The organism is Pyxidicoccus xibeiensis, assembly GCF_024198175.1.
Taxonomy (GTDB): Bacteria; Myxococcota; Myxococcia; order Myxococcales; family Myxococcaceae; genus Myxococcus; species Myxococcus xibeiensis.
Window position 1 is genome coordinate 800691 of the sequence record NZ_JAJVKV010000004.1, and the last position, 21299, is coordinate 821989.

Annotated in this window: 16 protein-coding genes and 1 pseudogene; 10 read left to right on the forward strand and 7 right to left on the reverse strand. The window is 71.8% G+C overall.

Annotation, left to right across the window (positions count from 1 at the left end; all coding sequences use genetic code 11):
• Positions 1-292 precede the first annotated feature (292 nt).
• Both traA and traB read left to right on the forward strand, forming a co-directional pair.
• Positions 293-2476, forward strand: a complete 2184-nt coding sequence (gene traA, locus LXT23_RS21195; RefSeq protein WP_253982032.1) for an outer membrane exchange protein TraA family protein — start codon at positions 293-295, stop codon at positions 2474-2476.
• Complete coding sequence (traB, locus tag LXT23_RS21200) at positions 2473-4104, forward strand: outer membrane exchange protein TraB (RefSeq protein WP_253982033.1); 1632 nt, start codon at positions 2473-2475, stop codon at positions 4102-4104. Before traA ends, traB begins: the two co-directional genes overlap by 4 nt.
• Positions 4105-4189: 85 nt before the next feature.
• On the opposite strand, the gene LXT23_RS21205 is transcribed toward traB, so the two are convergent.
• Positions 4190-5020 (reverse strand): Ig-like domain-containing protein, encoded by an 831-nt coding sequence (locus LXT23_RS21205; RefSeq protein ID WP_253982034.1) that lies wholly within the window; start codon positions 5018-5020, stop codon positions 4190-4192.
• A gap of 177 nt (positions 5021-5197) precedes the next feature.
• Positions 5198-7102 (reverse strand): lipase maturation factor family protein, encoded by a 1905-nt coding sequence (locus LXT23_RS21210; RefSeq protein WP_407692899.1) that lies wholly within the window; start codon positions 7100-7102, stop codon positions 5198-5200.
• Between the two features lie 145 nt (positions 7103-7247).
• Here LXT23_RS21210 and LXT23_RS21215 point away from each other — a divergent pair, with 145 nt between their 5' ends.
• Complete coding sequence (locus LXT23_RS21215; RefSeq protein WP_253982036.1) at positions 7248-7901, forward strand: MBL fold metallo-hydrolase; 654 nt, start codon at positions 7248-7250, stop codon at positions 7899-7901.
• Positions 7902-7903: 2 nt separating this feature from the next.
• On the opposite strand, the gene LXT23_RS21220 is transcribed toward LXT23_RS21215, so the two are convergent.
• Both LXT23_RS21220 and LXT23_RS21225 read right to left on the reverse strand, forming a co-directional pair.
• Complete coding sequence (locus tag LXT23_RS21220) at positions 7904-8695, reverse strand: hypothetical protein (RefSeq protein WP_253982037.1); 792 nt, start codon at positions 8693-8695, stop codon at positions 7904-7906.
• Entirely contained in the window at positions 8688-9587 is a 900-nt protein-coding gene (locus LXT23_RS21225) for a dimethylarginine dimethylaminohydrolase family protein (RefSeq protein WP_253982038.1), read from the reverse strand. The genes LXT23_RS21220 and LXT23_RS21225 overlap by 8 nt, the downstream gene beginning before the upstream one ends.
• Positions 9588-9901: 314 nt before the next feature.
• Between LXT23_RS21225 and LXT23_RS21230 the strand changes: the two genes are divergently transcribed.
• On the forward strand, positions 9902-11599 hold the full coding sequence (locus LXT23_RS21230; protein ID WP_253982039.1) for a GTPase: 1698 nt from the start codon (positions 9902-9904) through the stop codon (positions 11597-11599).
• A 231-nt stretch (positions 11600-11830) separates the two neighbouring features.
• Here the strand turns inward: LXT23_RS21230 and LXT23_RS49725 are convergent.
• Positions 11831-12232: pseudogene (locus LXT23_RS49725) on the reverse strand (M23 family metallopeptidase); the annotation flags it as partial.
• 273 nt (positions 12233-12505) lie between these two features.
• Between LXT23_RS49725 and LXT23_RS21240 the strand changes: the two are divergent.
• The 3 genes from LXT23_RS21240 to LXT23_RS21250 all read left to right on the forward strand — a co-directional run bounded on the left by LXT23_RS21240 (position 12506) and on the right by LXT23_RS21250 (position 15441).
• Positions 12506-13786: an amidohydrolase family protein gene (locus LXT23_RS21240; protein ID WP_253982040.1), complete on the forward strand. Its 1281-nt coding sequence runs from the start codon at positions 12506-12508 to the stop codon at positions 13784-13786.
• A gap of 70 nt (positions 13787-13856) precedes the next feature.
• Positions 13857-14528: a TetR/AcrR family transcriptional regulator gene (locus tag LXT23_RS21245; RefSeq protein ID WP_253982041.1), complete on the forward strand. Its 672-nt coding sequence runs from the start codon at positions 13857-13859 to the stop codon at positions 14526-14528.
• 10 nt (positions 14529-14538) lie between these two features.
• The gene (locus LXT23_RS21250) at positions 14539-15441 is read left to right on the forward strand and encodes a sterol desaturase family protein (protein ID WP_253982042.1); all 903 of its coding nucleotides are present in this window, start codon (positions 14539-14541) and stop codon (positions 15439-15441) included.
• Here LXT23_RS21250 and LXT23_RS21255 read toward each other — a convergent pair.
• Positions 15345-16307 carry an SPFH domain-containing protein gene (locus tag LXT23_RS21255; RefSeq protein WP_253982043.1) on the reverse strand — a complete coding sequence of 321 codons (963 nt, stop codon included), beginning with the start codon at positions 16305-16307 and terminating at the stop codon, positions 15345-15347. The genes LXT23_RS21250 and LXT23_RS21255 overlap by 97 nt on opposite strands.
• Positions 16308-16706: 399 nt before the next feature.
• Between LXT23_RS21255 and LXT23_RS21260 the strand changes: the two genes are divergently transcribed.
• Positions 16707-18296, forward strand: a complete 1590-nt coding sequence (locus LXT23_RS21260; RefSeq protein ID WP_253982044.1) for a glucose-6-phosphate isomerase — start codon at positions 16707-16709, stop codon at positions 18294-18296.
• Between the two features lie 140 nt (positions 18297-18436).
• Here LXT23_RS21260 and LXT23_RS21265 read toward each other — a convergent pair whose 3' ends face one another.
• Complete coding sequence (locus LXT23_RS21265; protein WP_253982045.1) at positions 18437-19339, reverse strand: LysR family transcriptional regulator; 903 nt, start codon at positions 19337-19339, stop codon at positions 18437-18439.
• Positions 19340-19422: 83 nt separating this feature from the next.
• Here LXT23_RS21265 and LXT23_RS21270 point away from each other — a divergent pair, with 83 nt between their 5' ends.
• Positions 19423-20385, forward strand: coding sequence for an alpha/beta hydrolase family protein (locus LXT23_RS21270; RefSeq protein ID WP_253982046.1), 963 nt, complete (start codon positions 19423-19425; stop codon positions 20383-20385).
• A gap of 93 nt (positions 20386-20478) precedes the next feature.
• Entirely contained in the window at positions 20479-21249 is a 771-nt protein-coding gene (locus LXT23_RS21275; protein WP_253982047.1) for an SDR family NAD(P)-dependent oxidoreductase, read from the forward strand.
• Positions 21250-21299: the final 50 nt, after the last annotated feature.

Sequence of the window (21299 nt, forward strand, 5' to 3'; positions counted from 1 at the left end):
GGGATGGGAGCCGCTCCGGGTGTGAGCAGGCGACCTCGCGGGTCCAGTGGTCGCCGGCTCGGGAAGAGGGAGCGTCCGGAGCTGGATGCAGGGTGGTGGTAGTAGCCAGGGAGCCACGATGCCGGCCTGGATTTTCGCGCTGTTCGCGGTATCTACCGTGCGCGTGTGCCGACCGTTTCACGAGGCGTCAAGAAGACCTGCTACGTCAGGACAGCGACTCAGTACGTTTCGAGTCGCGACACAGGTACTTGAATTTGCTCTTGTCAGACGAATCCAGCATGCTCGGGGCCCCGTGAAATCCCCTCTGTTCAGCACCGCGCATGCCGCGCTCACTTTGCTGTCGGTGTGCCTCGCGGCCTTCCCCGCGCTGGGCCAGGTGAAGCTGCCCGACGTCGTCATTCAAGGCCCTCCGATAGCGCCCGCCGTCAACGGCAGCGGTCATGGCCTGTGCGTGGCCTCCAACGTGTGGACGCGCACACCGAATGAGTTCCCGCAGACACGGGGCACGTACATCGATGGCATCAATGGGTACATCGAAGACCCAGTCAGCCTGCAGACCCGCGTCACCACGGTACTGCGCACGCCATTCGACCTGTCCAACAACCTCAACGACGGACGCACGCTGAGCTATGGCGACTTCGTCAACCAGGTCACTGCGCCACGTTGCTCGACTGGCGGCTGCAGCTTCAACATCATCAATGACAACGATGCGTTCACCAGGGCCGTATCGCGCTTCCGCGGCTACCTGAACATCCCTGCCGGGATGGAGAGACAGCCGCTGCACTTCGGCTTCTACTCGGACGACGCCATCAGTCTGGTCATCTACGACCGGAGTCAGTCGCACGCGGTCATTAACCGTCCTCCTGAGATTGGCGCTCCCACCTGGCGAACAACAAACAGCGTCACGTTCAACCAGCCGGGCCTCTATGCCGTGGAGATACTCTACGCGCAAATCACGGAGCACGCCGCGCTCGAACTGTCGATGCTGGCTGGCCCGTTTGCGGACTTCGAGCGCGCGGCGAACCAGCCTCCGGTCATCAACCTCTTCAGCTCGGGCTTCCAACTGCTGCAGCCCGCACAGTTCTTCCAGACAGAGAACGGGCTGCCGTCCTTCCCGAGCAACCTCGACCAGTGCGCTCAGTGCAACCGCGCCAACGTCAACGCGCCCAACAACGGCGGCTGCGACCCGTTCTACTACTGCAACAGCGCTGCCCTCTGCGCGCCCTGCAACTCGTCCCTCCTGTGCGGTGAGTCCTGCTCGCCCTGCGGCGTCTCCACGCCCCACTGCGCGAACCTCAATGGCCGCACTCAGTGCGTGCAGTGCACGGAAGACAGCCAGTGCCCCAACGGCCGCTGCGACCTGACGGACAACACCTGCCGCGGCTGCAACGACGACGCCGACTGCCCCGACAACGGCCGCTGTGACACCACCACCAACCAGTGCACCGGCTGCAACGACGACAGCGACTGCCCCGGCGGCGTCTGCGACGAGCCCACCCTCACCTGCGTCCAGTGCACCGAGGACGACCACTGCCCCGACAACCAGGTCTGCGCCACCGCCATCAACGAGTGCCGCGAGTGCAATGACGACTCGCAGTGCCCCAAGGGCGAGGTCTGCTCCAACAACCAGTGCACCCCCTGCGCCACCGACGACTCCTGCGCGGGCAACTCCTGCAACTGCTGCCCCAATGGCACCCAGTGCGCCGCCCTGACGCCCGGCGCGTCCCCCTCCTGCGTCGAGTGCACCTCCAACAGCCAGTGCGCCGCGGGCCAGCAGTGCGACCCGCTCAACGGCCGCTGCGTGGACTCCATCCCCGAGTGCAACACCGCCGACGCCTGCGGCCCCAGCTGCGCGAAGTGCCCCGGCGAGCGCCCCTTCTGTCTGGACGGCGAGGTCTGCGTCCAGTGCCGCAATGACATGGAGTGCGGCGACGGCCAGTTCTGCCTCAGCGGCGAGTGCACCGCCTCCACCACCGACCGCCACTGCGGCGCGCGCGGTACCGCCTGCGAGGGCGACACCCCGTTCTGCCTCTCCGACGGCTCCGTCCAGGGCAGCGCCTGCGTCGGCTGCCGGGATGACGCGGACTGCGGCAGCGGCCAGTGCAACCCCACCACCCGCACCTGTGACAACGCCGGCGCCTGCGCCGTGACGTGCGACCAGGGCCTCGTCTGCGACGGAACCAGCTGCGTGCAGTGCTTCGCCGACGCGCACTGCCCCTGCGGCGGCACCTGCGACCTCGAGACGAACAGCTGCTCCACCTCCTGTCTGGACAGCGGAGACTGCCTCGGCGTGCAGCACTGCTCGGCCAAGACGCAGGCGTGCGAGCGCGGACGCCGCAAGCCCGGCACCGAACCCCAGGGCGGCGCCTTCTGCTGCGGCACCACCTCCGACGCCACTCCCGCCGGCAGCACCACCGTCCTGGTGCTGCTCGCCGCCGGCCTCATGCTCCTCCGGAACCAGCGCCGCGCACGATGAAGCCCTCGCACCTGCCGCTCCTCCTCCTGGCGCTGGGGCTGTCCACCGCCGCCACCGCCCAGCCGGACACGCGTTTCAACGTGCAGATCTTCCGCCCGTCCGGCGCCCCCCAGGACCTGGTGGTGGTGACGCAGTCCCGCCCGCTCTCGCACCTGTCCGTGGCCGGAGGCCCGTACTTCAGCTACTCGCTCAACCCGCTGACGCTGGTGCCCGAGGGCGGAGACCTGGGGAGGATTTCCCTCGTGGGCAACCGCCTCCAGCTCGACGCCATGGCCAGCGTGGGCCTCTTCGACTGGGCCGAGGTGGGCGTGGACATGCCGCTCATCCTCGCGCAGGGCGGGCAGAACCTGGAGGTCATCGGCACCGAGGGCAGCGTGGAGAGCTTCGTCCTCGGAGACCTCCGGCTCACCGGCAAGGTCGCCGTCCCCGGCCTGCGCAGGCCCGCGGAGGGCAAGGGCTTCGGCGCCGCGCTGACGATGAACGTGAGCTTCCCCACCGGCGCGCAGGAGGCCTTCGCCGGCGACGGTGAGCTGACGTGGGCCCCCGGCCTGGTGCTCGACTACCGCTTCGGCAACGGCATCCTCCTGGCGCTCAACGGCGGCTTCTGGAAGCGCCCCGACCGCGTCTTCAACGGCGTCAGCGTCGGCGACATGATGCCCTTCGGCCTGGGCACCGAGGTCCCCATCCTCCGCGGCAGCGGCATCACCGCGGTGGGCATGGTGCACGGCGCCGTGGGCCTGGAGAAGCTGCCCGACGAGCCCCGGCAGGTACCCGCGGAGCTGCTCATCGGCCTGCGCTGGTACAGCTCCACCGGCCTCACCTTCACCTTCGGCGGTGGCGCGGGCTGCGGGTGCTCGCTCGCCTCGCCCACGCTGAGCTTCTTCACGTCCATCATCTGGATTCCGGCGAAGACGCGCGAGTGGGAGGCGCTGGAGCGCTTCAAGGAGCCGCCCGAGCCCGTGGAGCCTCCGCCTCCTCCGGTGGACCCGGACGGCGACTCCGTCATCGGAGGGGGAGACCTGTGCCCGGACATCGCCGGCCCCGTGGGCAACAGCGGCTGCCCGGACACGGACAGGGACGGTGACGCGGTGGTGGACCGGCTCGACAAGTGCCCGGACCAGCCCGCCGGCAGCCGTGGCCGGGACGGGTGCCCGCTCGCGCGGCGCGACGGGAACAAGATTGTCATCCTGGAGCAGCTGAACTTCGCCACGGACCAGGACGTCATCCTCTCCGAGTCCTTCCCCATCCTGGAGGAGGTCGCCCGGGTGATGAACGAGAACGCGGAGGTCGACCGGGTGCTCGTGGAGGGCCACACCGACTCGCGCGCGAGCGACGCGTACAACCTGGAGCTGTCGCGCCGCCGCGCGGCCAGCGTCATGCGCTTCCTCATCGAGAGTGGCGTGGCGGCGGAGCGGCTGTGCTCGCAGGGCTTCGGCCGCAGCCGGCCGCTGGCCGACAACGAGACGGAAGAGGGCATGGCGCTCAACCGCCGCGTCGAGTTCACCATCCAGCCGCCGAGCGACGGGCCCCGCCCGCCGTGCCCGGAGGAGCTGGAGAAGAAGCTCAAGCGCAGCCGCTCGAAGCTGCCCATGCCGAAGTCCAAGGCGCCGGCGGCTCCGAAGCCCTGAGGCCACGCGTCGCCGCAGGGCCTCTCCTCCCACTGACGGAGGAGAGGTGCCGCGGCGCCCGGGGGCTGCCTGCGGCCCGGTGTGACTAGGGGACGACGAACTCCGCCGCCGTGCGCCGCCGGCCGGCGACGACGGAGACCACCGCACGGCCGGAGCCCACCGCCGTCACGCGCCCATCGGGCGACACGGACACCACGGCGGCGTCGGACGTGAAGAACTCCAGCGGCACGCTCTGCAGCACGGCGCCGTTGCGGTTGTAGGCGCGGGCCTGGAGCTGCACGGACTGGCCCCGGCGCTGGAAGGCGTGGTGGGTGAGGTTGAGGCCCAGCCGCGCGAAGTCCGCGGGCACCACCTGGACGGCGATGGCGCGGCTCAAGTGCCCCAGGGTGGCGGTAACTGTGGCGGTGCCAGGCTGGCCGGCCACCAGCTGCCCATCCTCCACGCGCACCACCGTCTCGTCCGAGGTGCGGAAGTTGGGGGCCGCGTCGGGGAGCGACTCGCCCTGCTCGTTCCTGGCCACCACGCGCAGCTTGATGACGCGCCCCACCTCCATGAAGTCCGCGCCCGGAGCGCGCACGTCGAGCGAGTTGAGGATGATGAGGTCCAGGGGGATGGCCGTGCGCACGTCGCCGCCCGTCACGCCGATGGTCGTCTTGCCCGACTTGCGCACCGTCACCACGCCGTCCTGGACGAGCGCCACGTCCGTGGCGGAGCTGGTCCACCGCAGCTTCGGCTCGCTCATGCGCCGGCCCTCCTCGTCGAGGACCACGAAGTCGAGCTTCACATTCTGACCGGGCGTCCGCAGGTACTTGGACTCCAGCGGCTGGACGGTGATGGAGGTCGGCGTGGGCCCGCAGGCACTCAGCAGGCCGAGGGCGAGGACAAGAACAGAGCGGAGAGGGAGGCGCGTCTTCACGGCGGAGGTGGGGGGCGGAGAGCGACGGCATCCTAACGCCGCCTCACCGCCCCGGTGGGAAAAGGGGCCCCTTCCGTCCACAGCCGCACGCCTGCTGGCTCACGCGCCCCTGCCCCACTGCGCCCGGGCGCCTGGCCTCCAGGCGTGCGGCAGGCGGCGTGAGCGGCCCGGAAGGTGCTACGCCTGGGCCACCCATTGCAGCCGGGGGACACGGTCCGTCGGCCGGGGGCCGGGAGCCAGGGACAGCGGCGGCAAATAGAGGCCCAGCCGCTCGCGCCGCCACCAGGCGCCGGTGCGCCGCCGCTCCTCCAGGTCCGCCATCTGGTAGTCGTAGAGCACCGCGCGCACCATCCTCGGCGGCCCGTCCGGAAAGGGATTGCCTTCGAGCAGTCCCAGCACCTCCGGCGAGCCCTCCAGCAGCCGCGCCAGGAAGGAGATGAACCAGCCCGGCGGCGAGCCGAGCGCGGCGAACCACATCTGCCAGTCCAGCCGCGGCTGGTGGGGCGCCACCTGCCTCGGGGGCCGCTCCGGGTCGCCGACCTTGAAGCGGAAGGAGTATTCCTTCCAGTGCTCCCCGTCGTCGGAGCCCTCGACGAGAATCTCCGGCCGCTCCACCGTCATCACGCTGAAGAGGCCATAGGGATTCACGGAGCGCAGCGGGCGCGCGCGTGACTCCAGCCACGCCAGTCCCCGGACGAGCGGCTCCGGCCTGCGGGGCATCCACCCGAAGCGGTGCAGCACCTCCGCCCCCCCGAGCGCCAGCACCGGCGTGGCCGCCACCGCCGACAGCCCCGTGCGCCACCAGGGCCTGGGCTCGGCGGGCGCCCCGGCCTCCAGCGGCAGCACGCGCCGCAGCGCCGCGTCGTCCAGCAGCCAGAACCCCAGCACCAGGGACTGGAGGTTGAAGAAGCCGTAGTTGCCCGTGGCGATGATGGTGGCCTGGAGCCCACCGAAGGCCCAGAACGCCAGCTGCCGCAGCCGCCGGGGCGCGAAGGTGAGGAAGGGCAGTCCCGTCTCCGCGCCGAGCACCGCCGCGGTGGAGGCCCGCTGGAACCCGCGGGGCAGCTGGTGCGCGTACCAGCCGCCGCGCGTGGGCAGCGGCGCCGTCTCGAAATAGTGGTCGCACGCCGTCAGCTCGCGCCAGGTCGCGTCCCCCGACTGGAGCTTGCTGACGCCGGAGCCGAAGTAGAGCCGGAACACGAGCAGCCGGAAGAGGAGCACGTCCAGCGCGGAGGGCGCGTCACGGCCCAGCCCCGGCCGCAGCCCTCCGGGCGCCGTCAGCGCCGCCAGCAGCCCCATCTCCAGCAGCAGCACGTCCCACTGGAAGGAGAGGAACTCGCGGCCCACCGACACATAGGAGAGGTACAGCCCCCACAGCAGCGCCACGCTCTTGCGCGGCGCCACGTTGAAGAGCAGCGCCAGCGACAGGAGCTGCCCCGCGCGACACCCACGCACCAGCGCGTCGTCGGAGGCATCCAGCCAGAACACCGACGGCATCAACCGCCAGGCCTCGGGCCCGGTCTCCTCCCTGCGCAGGGCCTCCAGTCGCTCGCGCACCGGACGGATGCCTCGCGCGCCATAGAGGCCGAGCACCTGCCGCCCCAGCGACGTGAAGGCGACGAGGAACGTGGCCCCCGTCAGCCGGAGGAAGGCCCAGCGCACCAGCCGGTATTCGCTCGGCCCCACGCCGCGCCCGAAGAGCAGGACGTCCACCTTCGAGGCCCGGCGCCGGTTGCGGGCGATGACGGCATAGACACCCCGGGCGACGTGCAGCACGCCGGGCAGCAGCCCCAGCTTCGCCGCCACCCGCGTCCCCCTGCGGGGCGACCAGGAGAGCGCCCGGAAGACGGCCTCCGCGCCTCGCGTCACCCGGCCGGACGGCTCGACCAGGTGCATGGCCTTGCGCATGTCCTCTGCCCGGATGCCGAGCAGCCAGCGATGCCACCGCCGGCCCGGCGTGAACCGCACCCGGCCCGCGGTACTCGACTGCCACCGCGAGACCCAGCGCCGGCAGAAGCCACAGTCCCCATCGAAGAGCACGAGCGGCCGCCGCAACGGGGCCTCGAGAAGAATCCGCTCCATGCAGGAAGGTTGGGTGTGCCCGCGAATGGTGGCCGCCCGGTTCGTTCCTGACCGCCCGCTCCGGGAGCAGGAGTCCTGCCGGGCGGCGTCGCTACTTCGTACCTGCCTCCACTGGCACCCACGCGCGGTGCCTACGTTTCACCGCATGAGCGAGCCCCAGGGGAAGGCAAAGCGGCTGGTCGAGGTGGTGCCTGGCGTGCATCACTGGACCCTCTCCGATGACCGCATCGGCGGCACCCGCAGCGACGCATACGCGGTGGTGGACGTGGACGGCGCGGTCGTCCTCATCGACCCGCTGCCCATCGACGAGGAGGTGCTGCGCCGGCTCGGCGACGTCAACGCCATCGTCCTGACGGCCGGCAACCACCAGCGCTCGGCGTGGCGCTTCCGCAAGGTCTTCGGTGCCCCGGTGTGGGCGCCCGAGGGAGCCACCGGCCTGGAGGACACGCCGGACTTCTTCTACGTGGCGGGCGACACGCTGCCGGCCGGGCTCGTCTCCTTCCACACGCCCGGCCCCACCTTCGCGATGTACACGCTGTGGATGCAGCAGCACCCGCGCGCCGTGGCCTTCATCTCGGACCTGCTGACACACGAGGGCCGGGGCACGCCGGAGTTCGTCCCCAGCGAGTACCAGGACGAGCCGCTGCGCACGCGGCACAGCGTGCAGCGCATCCTGGACCACCTGCCCGTGCAGACGCTCTGCTTCGCGCATGGCGCGCCCATCATCGGCGACGGGGCCTCGGCGCTGCGGCGCGCGCTGGAGGAGGACATGGAGTCCCCCGCCGCGCCCTCTCCCTGACGTCAGCCCTCGCTCACCAGCACGTGCCCCGCGTCCACCCCGGGCGGGACGAGGTGCAGCACCTCGCCCGCCTCCGCCCTGTCCAGCAGCGCGCTCAGCGCGGACAGGTCCGTGACGGACACCCGCTGGGTGGGCACCCGGTACAGCCGCCGCACCATCGCCTCCGCCACGCGCACTCCGTCCGACAGGTCCGTCTCGTAGACGAACGTCCGCTCGCCGTACTCGTGGCCACCGGGCACGCGACCCACCAGGCGCAGCGGGCCCAGGCGCGCGTGCACCCGGACGCTCGGGTTGTCCCACTGGGCCACGCCCCGCAGCCTTCGCGCGCGGAGCATGCCCAGCGTGAGCGCCTTCACCCACGGCGCGGCCCCGGTGCCTGGCAGGAAGCTCAGCAGCGACACGCCGATGAACAACCCCGGCGTCACCGACGGCGCCGCGTAGTACGCCGCGCCGATGGTCGGGTCCTCGTCGGCCAGCCCCAGCGCCTCGCGGACCTCCGGCTTCACCAGCCGCGCCGGACACCGCAGCAGGCCGATGGCGCCCGGCAGCAGGTACAAGTCGGACAGCACCCAGCGCGGCACGCCGATGCCACCGAAGGCGAGCTGGTTCAGCGCGAGGTACTGCTGCGCCAGCGCCAGGTTCCGCTCCGCGGGCAGGTACGTCGCCGGCACGCCGAATGGCGACAGCTCCAGCGAGCCCGCGTGCTCGCCCGCGCCCAGCGCCGCCAGCGACACGCCGGGGTGCCGCGCCATGAACTCCTCCACCTGTCGCGCGAGCGCGCCTGTGTCACGCATCGGCTTCGATGTCCTTCGCCACCGTCGCCAGCCGGTACGCGTCCGGAATCCGTACCGCCGCGTCCTCCACCTGCGCACGCGACACGAGGCAGCGTGACGAGCCCCCGCCCTTCTCGCACAGCTCGCGCATGGTGAGCGGCACCACGCGCATGCCCAGCGCCTCCAGGCGCTCGCGCACCGACGCCTGCACCACCGAAGGGGCCAGCAAGTCCCGCCCCACCGGCAGCCCGTTGGTGGCGTAGTGCTTGATTTCGTCCTCCGTCACCGTGAGCAGCCGCTGCGCACCGAACCGCTCGCGCAGGCGCGCGTACGACTCCGGAGCGATGACGTCCGGGCACACCATCAGCCGGTCCACCGAGGGCAGCGGGAGCACCGCCATGTTGCCGTGGAACGCGGGCTCGCGGACCTGGACGCGGACGACTTCGCCGGGGAAGTAGCGCGCCGCGGCCTCCAGGCCGTCGAGCGTGGTGCGCCCACCCCAGAACAGCAGCGTGGCGCCGTCGAAGGTCGCCACGTCGCCATGGGCCTCCCAGATGCCGACGCCGGGGTCCACCACTTCCAGGCCCAGGCTCCGGGCCAGGGGGGCCCAGTGCTCGCGCTCGGCCTGCCGGTGCGCGCTCATCATCCTCGGAAGGAGGAACAGCGGCGGCGCGCCCTCGCGCGGCACCACCTGCCCGCACTCCGCGGCGTACGGCATGCCCGTCAGCAACTCCGAGGGCGAGGGGAGCGCCACCACCGTGCCACCACGCGCCTCGATTTCACGCGCCAGCGTCAGCCACTCGCGGCGGGCCTGCCGCGCATCGACCTGGGGCGCCTCGCGGCTGCGGAAGTTGTTCCGCCCGCGCAGGGCCCACGCACGGCCCGGGGGCGACATGAGGAAGAGGTCCATCATGGGTTGCTTCTACTCCTCCCCCCTTCCGCGTCGCCACCACCCGCGAATTCCCCGCAGCGGCCCTGCGGCCGAGCCCTTCAACCCGGGTGCCCGCCCGGCGCACCGGCCTGTAAAGGCTTCCACCGGAAAAGGCCCGGCGCCATCCACCGTTCTCCCTTTGCCGGAGTGGCCCGCGCCAGGCATCGGGGCCCCAAGGCGTGGACCCACGCCGGGCTCCAAGGCGTGGACCCACGCCGCGAAGTGCACGCTGGCGCACCCTCCGCGCATCTTCCTCGTAGTCACGCGGGCGCGGGCGGGACAGGCTCCGTCCCCACGTGGACGAGACGAGACTTCCCGAGCCCGAGACTTTCCGCACCCTGCTGAAGGCCGCCCTGGAGCTGCCGGCGCTGAAGCCCCACGCCGCGCGCCTGGAGCGACTGGTGGACGACTATGCGCGCGGGGTGGCGCGCAGGGACTCGCCGCTGGCCGTGGCGCTGGTGGGCGCCACTGGCGCGGGCAAGTCCACCCTGCTCAACGCGCTGGCCGGTCAGGCCCTGTCGCGCGAGGGGCTGGACCGTCCCACCAGCACCGCCGCCACCGTGTTCGCGCCGGAAGGCGCCTCCGCTGACGCCCTGGAGCAGACGGGTGCGCGCGTGGTGCGCTATGCGCCCGGGCCGCAGGGCCTGTGGAGCGGCCAGGTGTTCATCGACACGCCGGACCTCAACAGCGTGGCCACCACCCACCGCGACGTGGCGCGCGCCGCGCTGGAGCGCGCGGACGTGGCGCTCGTCGTCATGCACCGGGGCAGCGTGGCGGAGGCGTCGCAGGTGGAGTTCCTGACGGAGTTCGCCCGCCGCCGCGCGCTCGTCTTCATGCTCAACTTCGCGGACGAGCTGTCACCCGAGTCCCGCGAGACGCTCAAGACGCAGGTGCGCCGCGTGGCCTCCGAGCAGTACGGGCTGCCGCAGGAGGACGTGCCCGTCTTCGCCATCAGCGCGCTGGCGGCGAAGGAAGGCCGCGACGTGTCCGGCGAGTTCGGCGCCCTGCTCTTCCACCTGCGCGGGCTGGCCACCCAGACGGTGGCCGCGCGCGTGCGGCGCTCCAACGCGCTGGGCGCGCTGCAGGAGGTGACTTCGCAGGTGGAGGCCGCGCTGAAGGAGACGGACGCGCTGCTGTCGCGCACGCGCGACGCGCTGGGCTCCGGGCTGGAGAAGGCGGCGGAGGGCCTGCGCGCGGACTTCGACGCCCGGCTGGGGCTGGCCCACGGCCACCTGGCGGCGGAGGTGCGACGGCAGGCGGGAGGACGCTTCTGGGGGCCCGCGGCGTGGGGCCTGAGGCTGTCCTTGTGGGGAGCGAGCGGGCTGGGCGCGGCGGCGCTGGTGGGGCGGGCCAGCCTGCCCGCGGGACTTGCTGTCGCGGCGGCCTCCACGGTGGCGGACGCGGTGCGGGGACGCACGCGCGCACGGGCGGCGGAGGCCGCGGTGGTGGAGCCCTTCGAGGACGACTTCAGCGCGGAGTCCGCCGCACGCACGGCGCTGGCCGAGGCGCGCAGTGTCGCACGGGCCGGGGGCCTGGAGCCGTCGCTGCTGGGCGTGCCGGACCTGGACGCGCTGCTGGACGCGGTGCGGGCCGCGCGCGCGGGGGCGTGGCGCTACACCGCGACGACGGGGGTGGCGGAGGCGGTGGCCGGCTGGTGGCGCACCGCGCGCTGGCTGGTGCTGCCACTCATCAACCTGCCGCTGCTGGCGCTGCTGGGACACGTGGGCTGGCGCGTGGTGCGCGCCTACGTGGAAGGCCCCCTGTTGCCGATGGAGTACTTCGTCAACGCGGGGGCCCTCTTCGTGCTGCTGGCCGGAGCGGGCGCGCTGCTCGCCTCAGCGAGTCTCGCGGGTGCCGCTCGCCGTGCGAGCACGGCGGGGCGCGCCCGTTTCGTCGAGACCCTGGCCGCCCTGGGCGGGAGGCTGGTTGAGGCCGTCGATGATGGTCTGCGCCCCGGGCGGGAGGCCGCGCGGCGCATCCTGGCGCTCAGGTGACATGGACACCACGGGCTGGCCCGGGGTGTGCGCGCCCTCGTTCTGCGCCATGAGGGTCTGCTGGCCCGCATCCTTGCAGATGGGGGCGGCCACGCGGGTGTCGCGCACCGGGTCCCCATAGCCGGCGATGCGCGCCGGCACGGACGGGTTGTTCCAGCCCTTGCCCACCTCACGCGCCACCTTGAAGTGCAGGTGCGCGCCGCAGGCCCAGCCAGTGGAGCCGGAGAAGCCGATGAGCTGGCCCTCGCGAACGCGCTCACCGGGCTTCACCACCACCGCGCTGAAGTGGAGGTACTGCGTCTCCAGTCCATCACCGTGGGAGATGACGACGTAGTTCGCGTACGGCGCGAACTTCTCGTCGCAGCCACCCTTCGTGCTGTCACCGCGCGCCAGGCGCACCGTGCCATCGCGTGCGGCGACGATGGGGGTGCCGTCGGGCATACGGAAATCCCAGGCATGTGTGTCATTGTGCTGATGGCTGCCCGTGTCGTGTCCCTGGCTCACCGTGTGGATACGTCCACAGGCGAAGGGGACGCCGACCTCCGGCATGTCGCCCGGATGGGAGGCAGTCGAGGTGGGAACCGCGGGGGCCGAAGCCAGGAGAGAACCAAGGAGGATGGCGGAAAGGTTCATATCGGGGCGGGCAGGAAACGGGGGCAAGTCCCCGCGATATTTCCCTGATGATTTTCTCACGAGCCTGGCTACTCCGCGACCGGGGCACCTGTGCTCCGTTCTCCTTCCTGGAGGGACTCACACATGACTCACGAGGGAAGAACGCGCCGATGGGGGTGGAGCCTCTGTCTGCTCGCCTGCATGGCGGCCTGCCGTAGCGCACCCGTCACGCCGCCCACTTCCATTTCGAAGCCACCAGCTCCAGAGCAGGCGGCCAGCCTCGCGGTGGTGGGGGTGACGGTGCTCCCGATGACCACCGGCACCGACGCGCTGGAGGATCAGACGGTGCTGGTGGCAGGCGAGCGCATCGTCGCGATGGGCCCTTCCGCCTCCACCCCCGTGCCCGAGGGGACGACGCGGGTGGATGGCCGGGGCCGCTGGCTGATGCCGGGGCTTGCCGACATGCACCTGCACCTCCAGCCGGGCACCGGCATGGCGAGCGAGCCCGCGGGCCAGCAGCTGCGGCTGCTGCTCGCCAATGGTGTCACCACCGCGCGAGCGCTGGGCGCGGCGCCCACGGGACTGGAGCTGCGCGCCCGCGTGGCGAAGGGCGAGGTGCTCGGGCCCCGGCTGCTGGTGGCCGGCCCGTCCTTCCATGCGAAGTCCGTGAAGGGACCGGAGCACGCCCGCGAGCGCGTGCGCGAGCAGAAGGCCGCCGGCTTCGACCTGCTCAAGACGCATGGCGGGCTGGGGCGCGAGACGTATGACGCGATGATGGACGAGGCGCGGGCCCAGGGGCTGCGGGTGAGCGGTCACGTGACACCGGATGTAGGGCTGGCACACGCGCTCGCGTCGGGACAGCAGCTGGAGCACCTCGACGGGTGGCTCGCCGCGCTGCTCCCGCCGGGGGATGTGGCGAAGGTGGACCAGCTTGACTTCAGCGACGCGCTGCAGCGGATGGACCCGGCGCGCATCCCCGCGCTGGCGCAGGCCACGAAGAAGGCGGGGGTGTGGAGCTCCCCCACGCTGGACCTCTTCGAGCTGCTCGCGAGCGCGGACCGCCTGGACACGCTGCGCGCACGCCCGGAGCTGCGGTACGCGCCGCCAGCCGCCGTGGAGGCGTGGACGAAGGCGCTGTCGGACCCGGAGCTGAAGGACGCGCCCGCCGCACGGCGCAAGCGCTTCGTGGAGCTGCGGCGGCAGGTGGTGCGCGGGCTGCACGCGGCGGGGGCGGGGCTGCTGGTGGGCTCGGACTCGCCGCAGCTCTTCATGGTGACGGGCTTCGCGGTGCACCGGGAGATGGAGGCCATGGCCGAGGCGGGCGTGCCGGCGTGGGCGGTGCTGGAGGCGGCCACCCGGGACGCTGCGGAGGCCCTGGGCGAGTCCTCGGACTGGGGCACGGTGGCGCCGGGCCAGCGCGCGGACCTGCTGCTGCTGGACGCGGACCCTCGGGTGGACGTGCGCCACACGAGAGACCTCCACGGCGTGCTGCTGCGCGGGCGGTGGCTGCCGCGCGCCGAGCTGGACGCCATGCTGGAGGAGGTGGCGGCGGCCGTGAAGGCACCGAAGCCCTAGCCGGCCCGCCTGGCCGCACCCAACTTAGTGACTGGTCACTTACTAAGTTTGGCGTTATCCTCTGGGTGAAATGGCCCAGAAGACCCCCAAGGCGGAAGGGACGCCGAGCCCGCCGCCCCGCCGCACCCAACAGGAACGCCGCGAGACGACGCGGCGCAAGCTGCTGGACGCCACCATCGAGGCGCTGGTGGAGCTGGGACATGCGCGGCTGACGACGGTGGAGGTGGCGAAGCGGGCAGGCCTGTCGCAGGGGGCGCTCTTCACGCACTTCGACACCAAGGAGGAGCTGCTCGCCGCGGCGGTGGAGCACCTCTTCCCGCGCATCATCCAGGACTACCTGGCGGGCGTCGGAGCGCGGCCGTCCAACCGGGACCGCATCGCCGCGGCGGTGGACATGCTATGGGCGGCGTACCAGCGGCCGGAGCTGCAGGCGGCCATCGAGCTGTACGTGGCGGCGCGCACGGACGCGGAGCTGCGCGCGGCGCTGGCGGCGGTGGACGGGCCGCACCGGGCGAACCTGCACCGGGTGGCGCGCGAGCTGTTCCCCGAGGTGGCCGCCACGCACCCGGACTTCGACGCCGTGGTGGAGCTGGCGCTGGACGCGGTGCAGGGCGCCGTCGTCGGCGGCAGCGCGCGTCCGGACGACCCGGCCCACCGCCGCATGCTCGACACCCTGACGCGCGTCATGCGCACCGCGTTCTCACCCACCCCGGAGCGGCCTCGCCGCCGCTCCCGTCCATAGGAGGCATGGCATGGACGCCACGCACATCCCCGACCTCATCACCCCCGCGATTCCCGTCTTCATCATCACGGTCATCGCCGAGTTCTTCTGGGTGAAGAAGCTGCGTGACGGGGGCCGTCCCCTGATGGGCCACACCTGGAAGGACACGCTGGCCAGCCTCTCCATGGGCCTGGGCAACGCGGCGCTCACCCTGGGGTGGAAGTTCGTCGCCTTCGCCGGCTACGTCGCGCTCTACGAGCTGACGCCGCTGCGCGTGGGCACGGGCGTGCTCGCCTGGGTGGTGCTCTTCTTCGCGGAGGACCTCTGCTACTACTGGTTCCACCGCGTCCACCACGAGAGCCGCCTCTTCTGGGCGTCGCACGTGGTGCACCACTCCAGCCAGCACTACAACCTCTCCACGGCGCTGCGGCAGACTTGGACGCCGCCCACCAGCTGGGTGTTCTGGGCGCCGCTGGCGCTGCTGGGCTTCCACCCGGTGATGATTGTCGCGCAGCAGGGCGTCAGCCTGCTCTACCAGTACTGGATTCACACCGAGGCCATCGGCAAGCTGCCGCGCCCGCTGGAGTGGCTGCTGAACACGCCGTCGCACCACCGCGCGCACCATGCGGCCAACCCGCGCTACCTCGACAAGAACTACGCGGGCATCCTCATCATCTGGGACCGCCTCTTCGGCACCTTCGAGCCGGAGACGGAGCGGCCGGTGTACGGGCTGACGAAGAACCTGCAGACGCACAACCCGGTGCGCATCGCCTTCCACGAGTTCGCGGCCATCGCTCGCGACGTGCGCAAGCCGGGCCCGTGGAAGGACAGGCTGGGCTACGTCTTCCGGAACCCGGCGTGGAAGCCGGAGTCGAAGGGGATGTCTTCCTCCTCCGTGCCGCCAGCCCCGGAGCCGGTGCGGCCGTCGGCCTGAGGCTTGTCCAGCTTCCGGCGGAAGGAGGCCTCCAGCTCGGCGGCCTTCGCGCGCACCGCCTCCACCTGGGCATCCACCGCTGACAATGGAGGAGGGGGCTTGCCGGTGAGCGCGGCCGCCTCCTGCCTCACCCGGGCCCTGTCCTGTTCGAGTCGGAGTTGTTCCACTTCCGCGTCGAGCTGGATGCGCGCCGTCCGCATCCGTGCCTCCGCCTCGCGCTCGGCTCGCGCTACCTGGAGGTGCGTGGTGAGCTCGGCGATGACGCGGAGGCCCATGGCGTCGAGGATGTTGCTGCTGTCGTAGAAGGACAGGGGCGTCTCCGAGAGCTGCTCCACCTGGAGACTCTCGAGGGTGAAGCCCGACAGGTCCCTGCCCACGACCTGGACGACCTGGTCCCGGACCTCGTCGAGCTTCTGGAGGCACTCCGCGAAGTCGAAGCTCCGGAAGACGATGCGGAAGGCCTCGATGAACTGCGCCTCGAACACCTGCCGCAGCACGTGGGGAGTCGTCGCCCTGGCCCCCAGGGTGGACATGAGCTTCTCCACGTCCCCGGCGGTCTGGTTGACGCGCAGGAGGACGCGCGCACGCACGTCGGCCCGGAGGTTGTTCTTGCACTGCACCGACTGGGCTCCCGTCAGCGTCAGCGTGAGCACCTGGGTGGACAGGTCCAGCACCTCCGCCTGGTGGACGAAGGGCAGCACCACCGCGCCCCTGCGGAGGTGGACGCGCATCCCGGACGGGCCGTTCACCACCAGGGCCTGGTGCGGACCGACGCGCCGGTAGCACTTCCAGAAGAAGAGCCCACCCATGAACAGCAGCAACAGGAGCGTGACGCAGGCCACCAGCACAGGGAGCAGTGATTCCATGGCGCCAATCCTACCGGGTTCGGTGGCGGAGCTCATTCCGGGCTCCCGACGGGGCGCCGCCGGGCGCGGCCGCCCCGAACCTGTCCGACTGTCCGACAGGTTCGCGCCATGCGCCGCTGGCGGGCCGGGGCCCCCTCTGGGTGAGGTTGCTCCGAACCTGTCCGACTGTCCGACAGGTTCGCGCCATGCCCGGACGATAAGGGTGAGCGGGAAACGCCGTGGCTCACACGCGCCGTCATGGCCGGGCCGAGGTGTTGAGCACTGGGCCTCCGCCTGTACCGGGAGGAGTCGTTGCCCTCGCGAGCGGCTTCCCACCCGAATGCGGAGGCGCTAAGCCACAGCGCACTATTGAGTGCGCATCTTGCACTTCCGAGTGCGTCCCGACGAGGAGGAGAAGCCATGACCGAGCGTGAGCTGTGGGAGCGGTACCAGCGGTACCTGTGTGTCGTCCCGTCCGTGGGGTTCACGCTCGACGTCTCGCGCATGCAGTTCCCGGCGGACTTCCTGGAGCGGATGCGCCCGCGCGCGGAGGAGGCCTTCTCGAAGATGGAGGCGCTGGAGAAGGGCGCCATCGCCAACCCGGACGAGAAGCGCATGGTGGGCCACTACTGGCTGCGCGCGCCGGAGCTGGCGCCGGACGCCGGGCTCAAGAAGGAAATCACCGACACGGTGGCGGCCATCCACGCCTTCGCGAAGGACGTGCACGGCGGCACGGTGAAGCCGCAGAAGGCGGCGCGCTTCACGCAGCTCTTGCTAGTGGGTATCGGCGGCTCGGCGCTGGGGCCGCAGCTGGTGGCGGACGCGCTGGGCACCGCGAAGGACGCGATGCAGGTGCACTTCCTCGACAACACCGACCCGGACGGCATCGACCGGGTGGTGGCGCAGCTCGGTGAGCGGCTGGCGGAGACGCTCACGCTGGTCATCAGCAAGTCGGGCGGCACCAAGGAGACGCGCAACGGCATGCTGGAGACGGAGCATGCGTACCAGGCGAAGGGCCTGGACTTCAGCAAGCACGCGGTGGCCGTCACGGGTGCCGGCAGCGAGCTGGACAACCACGCGCGCAAGCAGGGCTGGCTGCGCACCTTCCCCATGTGGGACTGGGTTGGCGGGCGCACCTCGGTGATGTCGGCGGTGGGCCTGCTTCCGGCGAAGCTGCAGGGGCTGGACATCGACGGGCTGCTGGAGGGCGCGCGGGAGATGGACGCGGCGACCCGGCAGCGGGACGTGCTGAAGAACCCGGCCACGCTGCTGGCGCTGATGTGGCACCAGGCGGGTGGCGGCCGGGGCACCAAGGACATGGTCATCCTGCCGTACAAGGACCGGCTGCTGCTGATGTCGCGCTACCTCCAGCAGCTCGTCATGGAGTCGCTGGGCAAGGAGCTGGACCTGGACGGCAAGGTGGTGAACCAGGGCATCGCCGTCTACGGGAACAAGGGCTCCACGGACCAGCATGCGTACGTGCAGCAACTGCGTGAGGGTGTGCTCAACTTCTTCGTCACCTTCATCGAGGTGCTGAAGGACCGCCAGGACGCGCCCTTCGAAGTGGAGCCCGGCGTCACCAGCGGCGACTACCTGACGGGCTTCCTGCTGGGCACGCGGCGCGCGCTCTACGAGAAGGGCCGCGAGTCCCTGACGCTCACCGTGCCGGACGTGAGCGCGCGCACGGTGGGGGCGTTGATTGCGCTCTACGAGCGCGCGGTGGGGCTCTACGCCAGCCTCGTGCACATCAACGCGTACCACCAGCCGGGCGTGGAGGCGGGCAAGAAGGCCGCGGGCGTGGTGCTGGAGCTGCAGCGCAAGGTGATGGCGCGGCTGAAGGAGGCACGCTCGGAGGCACGTTCCGCCGAGCAGCTCGCGGCGGACATCGGCGCGCCGGACGAAGCGGAGACGGTGTTCAAGGTGTTGGAGCACCTGGCCGCCAACCCGGGCCGGGGCGTGCAGCGCACGGGCGGGCCCGGCCCGGCGGAGGCGCGCTTCCGCGCGCAGTGATGTCGGGTGCCCGGCGCCGTCAATCGGCGCTGGGCACCTTTCAGGCGGAACAGCTCCGTCCTTGCCCGTAGACAAGAGCTGGTTCCGCGCACCGACTGTCGGCGCGAGTCCCTGCCAGAGTGGAACAGTTCCGCGGGGGGCTACTCCGTCGCCCCCGCCGTGCCGGCAAGCCCCGCCCGCTCCCGCTTGCACAGCTCCGCCACCCAGTCGGACACGGCGCGCACGCGCGGGGTGCGCTGCAGGTCCTTGTGCACCACCAGCCAGAGCGAGCGCTTCGCCAGGACGCCCGCGCCCACGCGCGTCAGCCGGGAGTCCCGCTCACCACTGAGGCACGGGAGCAGCGCGACGCCGAGCCCGGCCGCCGCTGCCTCGCGCAGCACGGGAGAGCTGTTGCTCAGCAGCAGCCGGCGCGCGCCCGCGGTCAGCCGATTCAGCTCGTCCGACTCGGCCCCGGACGTGAGGCCCGCGCGGTAGGCGAGCACGGCGTGCCCGTGGAAGTCTCCGGGCCGGGGCGCGCCTCGCCGGCGGAGGTAGCCGCGCGACGCGTACATGGCGAAGGCCATCTCCGCCACCTTGCGAACCACCAGCGCGTCTCCCCGGGGCGGCGCCAGTCGCAGCGCGAGGTCCGCGTCGCCGCGCTGGAGGTCCGCCACCTCGGAGCCCACCACCAGCTCCACGTCCAGCCCGGGGTGGCGCGCGTGCAGGTCCGCCAGGCCCGGGGCCAGCAGCGCGTGGCCGAGGTACTCGGTGGCACTGAGCCGCACGGTGCCCACGGTGCGGGCATCCGCCGCCACCGTGGCGTGGAGCGCGCGCAGCGAGTCCTCCATCTGCCGCGCCCGAGCGACGACCGCCTCCGCGCCCTCCGTGAGCGCCAGCGTGCGCGCGCCTCGCAGCACCAGCCGGGTACCGAGCGCCTTCTCCAGCGCCTCCAGCCGCCGTCCCACCGTGGTGGCATCCACGCGCAGCTCGCGGGCCGCCCCCGCCAGCGAGCCCTGGCGCGCCACCGCGAGCAGGTACCGCAAGTCGTCCCATCGCATATCCATGCCTGCAATGGTGCAGCAAAAGCCTGCATCCGTGCAGTCCTCCCGGCGATATCTCCGAGCCGAACGCGACAGGAGGACGGAACATGACTCAGGCAACGGTGCTGGAGCAGGGACTGGGCCCGGCAGTGCGGAGCATGGCGTCGGACGAAGGCGCCATCCGCGTGGACACGGGCCCGGGCGTCCCCTTCCCCATCCGGGCACGTGACGGCTACACGCTGTCGGGCACGCTCTACCCCCACTCGGGCACGGAGCTGGGCGGCGTGGTGCTGGTGAGCGCCGCCGTCGGAGCGCGGCAGAGGTACTACGGGCGCTTCGCGGCGTGGCTGGCCGGGAGAGGCCTGCCCACCGTCACCTATGACTACCGGGGCATCGGAGGCTCACGTCCCGAATCGCTCACGGGCTTCGGGGCGCAGTTTCAGGACTGGGGAGCGCTGGACCTGGCGGGCGCCATCGCCACGGTGCGCGAGCGCTTCCCGGGGCGCCGGGTGCTGGTGGTGGGGCACAGCGCGGGCGGTCAGCTGCTCGGGCTCGCGGACAATGCGCGCGAGGTGTCGGCACTGCTCACGGTGACGTCAGGCTCGGGGTACTACCGGCTGTTCCCGCAGCGGCTGCGCATGGCCCTCAACTGGCGCGTGCTGGCGCCGGTGCTGGTGAAGTCCTTCGGGAAGCTGCCCGGCTGGGCAGGCACGGGGGAGGACCTGCCCGCGGGCGTGGCCGAGCAGTGGGCGCGCTGGTGCCTGACCCCGGACTACCTGCTGAGCGAGGGAGGCGAGGCGCGCCGCGAGGCCTACGCCTCACTGGACCTGCCGCTGCGGGCCTACAGCTTCACGGACGACCCCATCGGGTCGCCAGAGGCGGTGCGCGCCCTGCTGTCCATCTACGCGGACGCCGCGGTGGAGCACCGCCTGCTGTCACCCGAGCAGTTGGGGCAGCCCATCGGCCACTTCGGGTTCTTCCGTGAGAGCTTCCGCGACACCTTGTGGGCAGACGCCGCGGACTGGCTCGCGGACAAGGCGCTGTCGCCCAGGTACGCGCAGAGCGCCTGAGGACACCGCGAGACGTTCACTCCCACCCGGGGCCCGGCGAGCGCCCCACCTCCGAGCGCCCGCCTCCAGGCCAAAGAGGTAGAACCCGGGTCCATGGACCTGGAGCTCAGAGGAAAAGCGGCCCTCGTCACCGGCAGCAGCCGAGGCATCGGCCGGGCCATCGCCACGGCCCTCGTACGCGAGGGCGCACGCGTCTGCCTCACCGCGCGCGGCGCGGAAGGCCTCGAAGCCACGGCCACGGAGCTGCGCGCCCTGGGCGCACAGGTCGTCACCGTGGTGACGGACGTGGCCACGCAGGCCGGTGCGGTGGAGGCGGTGGACGCGGCGGTGCGTGCCTTCGGCACGCTGGACATCCTCGTCAACAACGTGGGCGGCAGCGGCGGCGCGGGCGCCTTCGACGCGGCCACCGTGGCGCAGTGGGCCTCCGTCTTGGACCGCAACCTCATGTCCGCCGTGTGGTGCAGCCAGCGCGCGGTGGAGGTCATGCGCGAGCGGGGCGGCGGCTGCATCGTCCACATCAACTCCATCTACGGCCGCGAGTACGCCACCAGCGCGCCCTACACCACCGCGAAGGCGGGCCTCACCGCGCTCACCAAGGAGATGGCGGTGGACCTCGCCCGCCACCGCATCCGCGTCAACGGCGTGGCGCCGGGCTCCATCCTCTTCCCCGGCGGAAGCTGGGACAAGCGCCGCCAGGCGGACCCGGAGAAGGTGGCGAAGCTCGTCCGCGACGAGCTGCCCTGGGGCCGCTTCGGCGCGCCAGAGGAGGTCGCCGACGTGGTGGCCTTCCTCTGCTCCGAGCGCGCCCGCTGGGTGACGGGGGCCACCCTGCCGGTGGATGGAGGACAGGGCCGTGCCTTCTGACGGGAAGCCCACGCGGCCCCCACGGCGCGCTCCGCGGCTCCATGGTATGC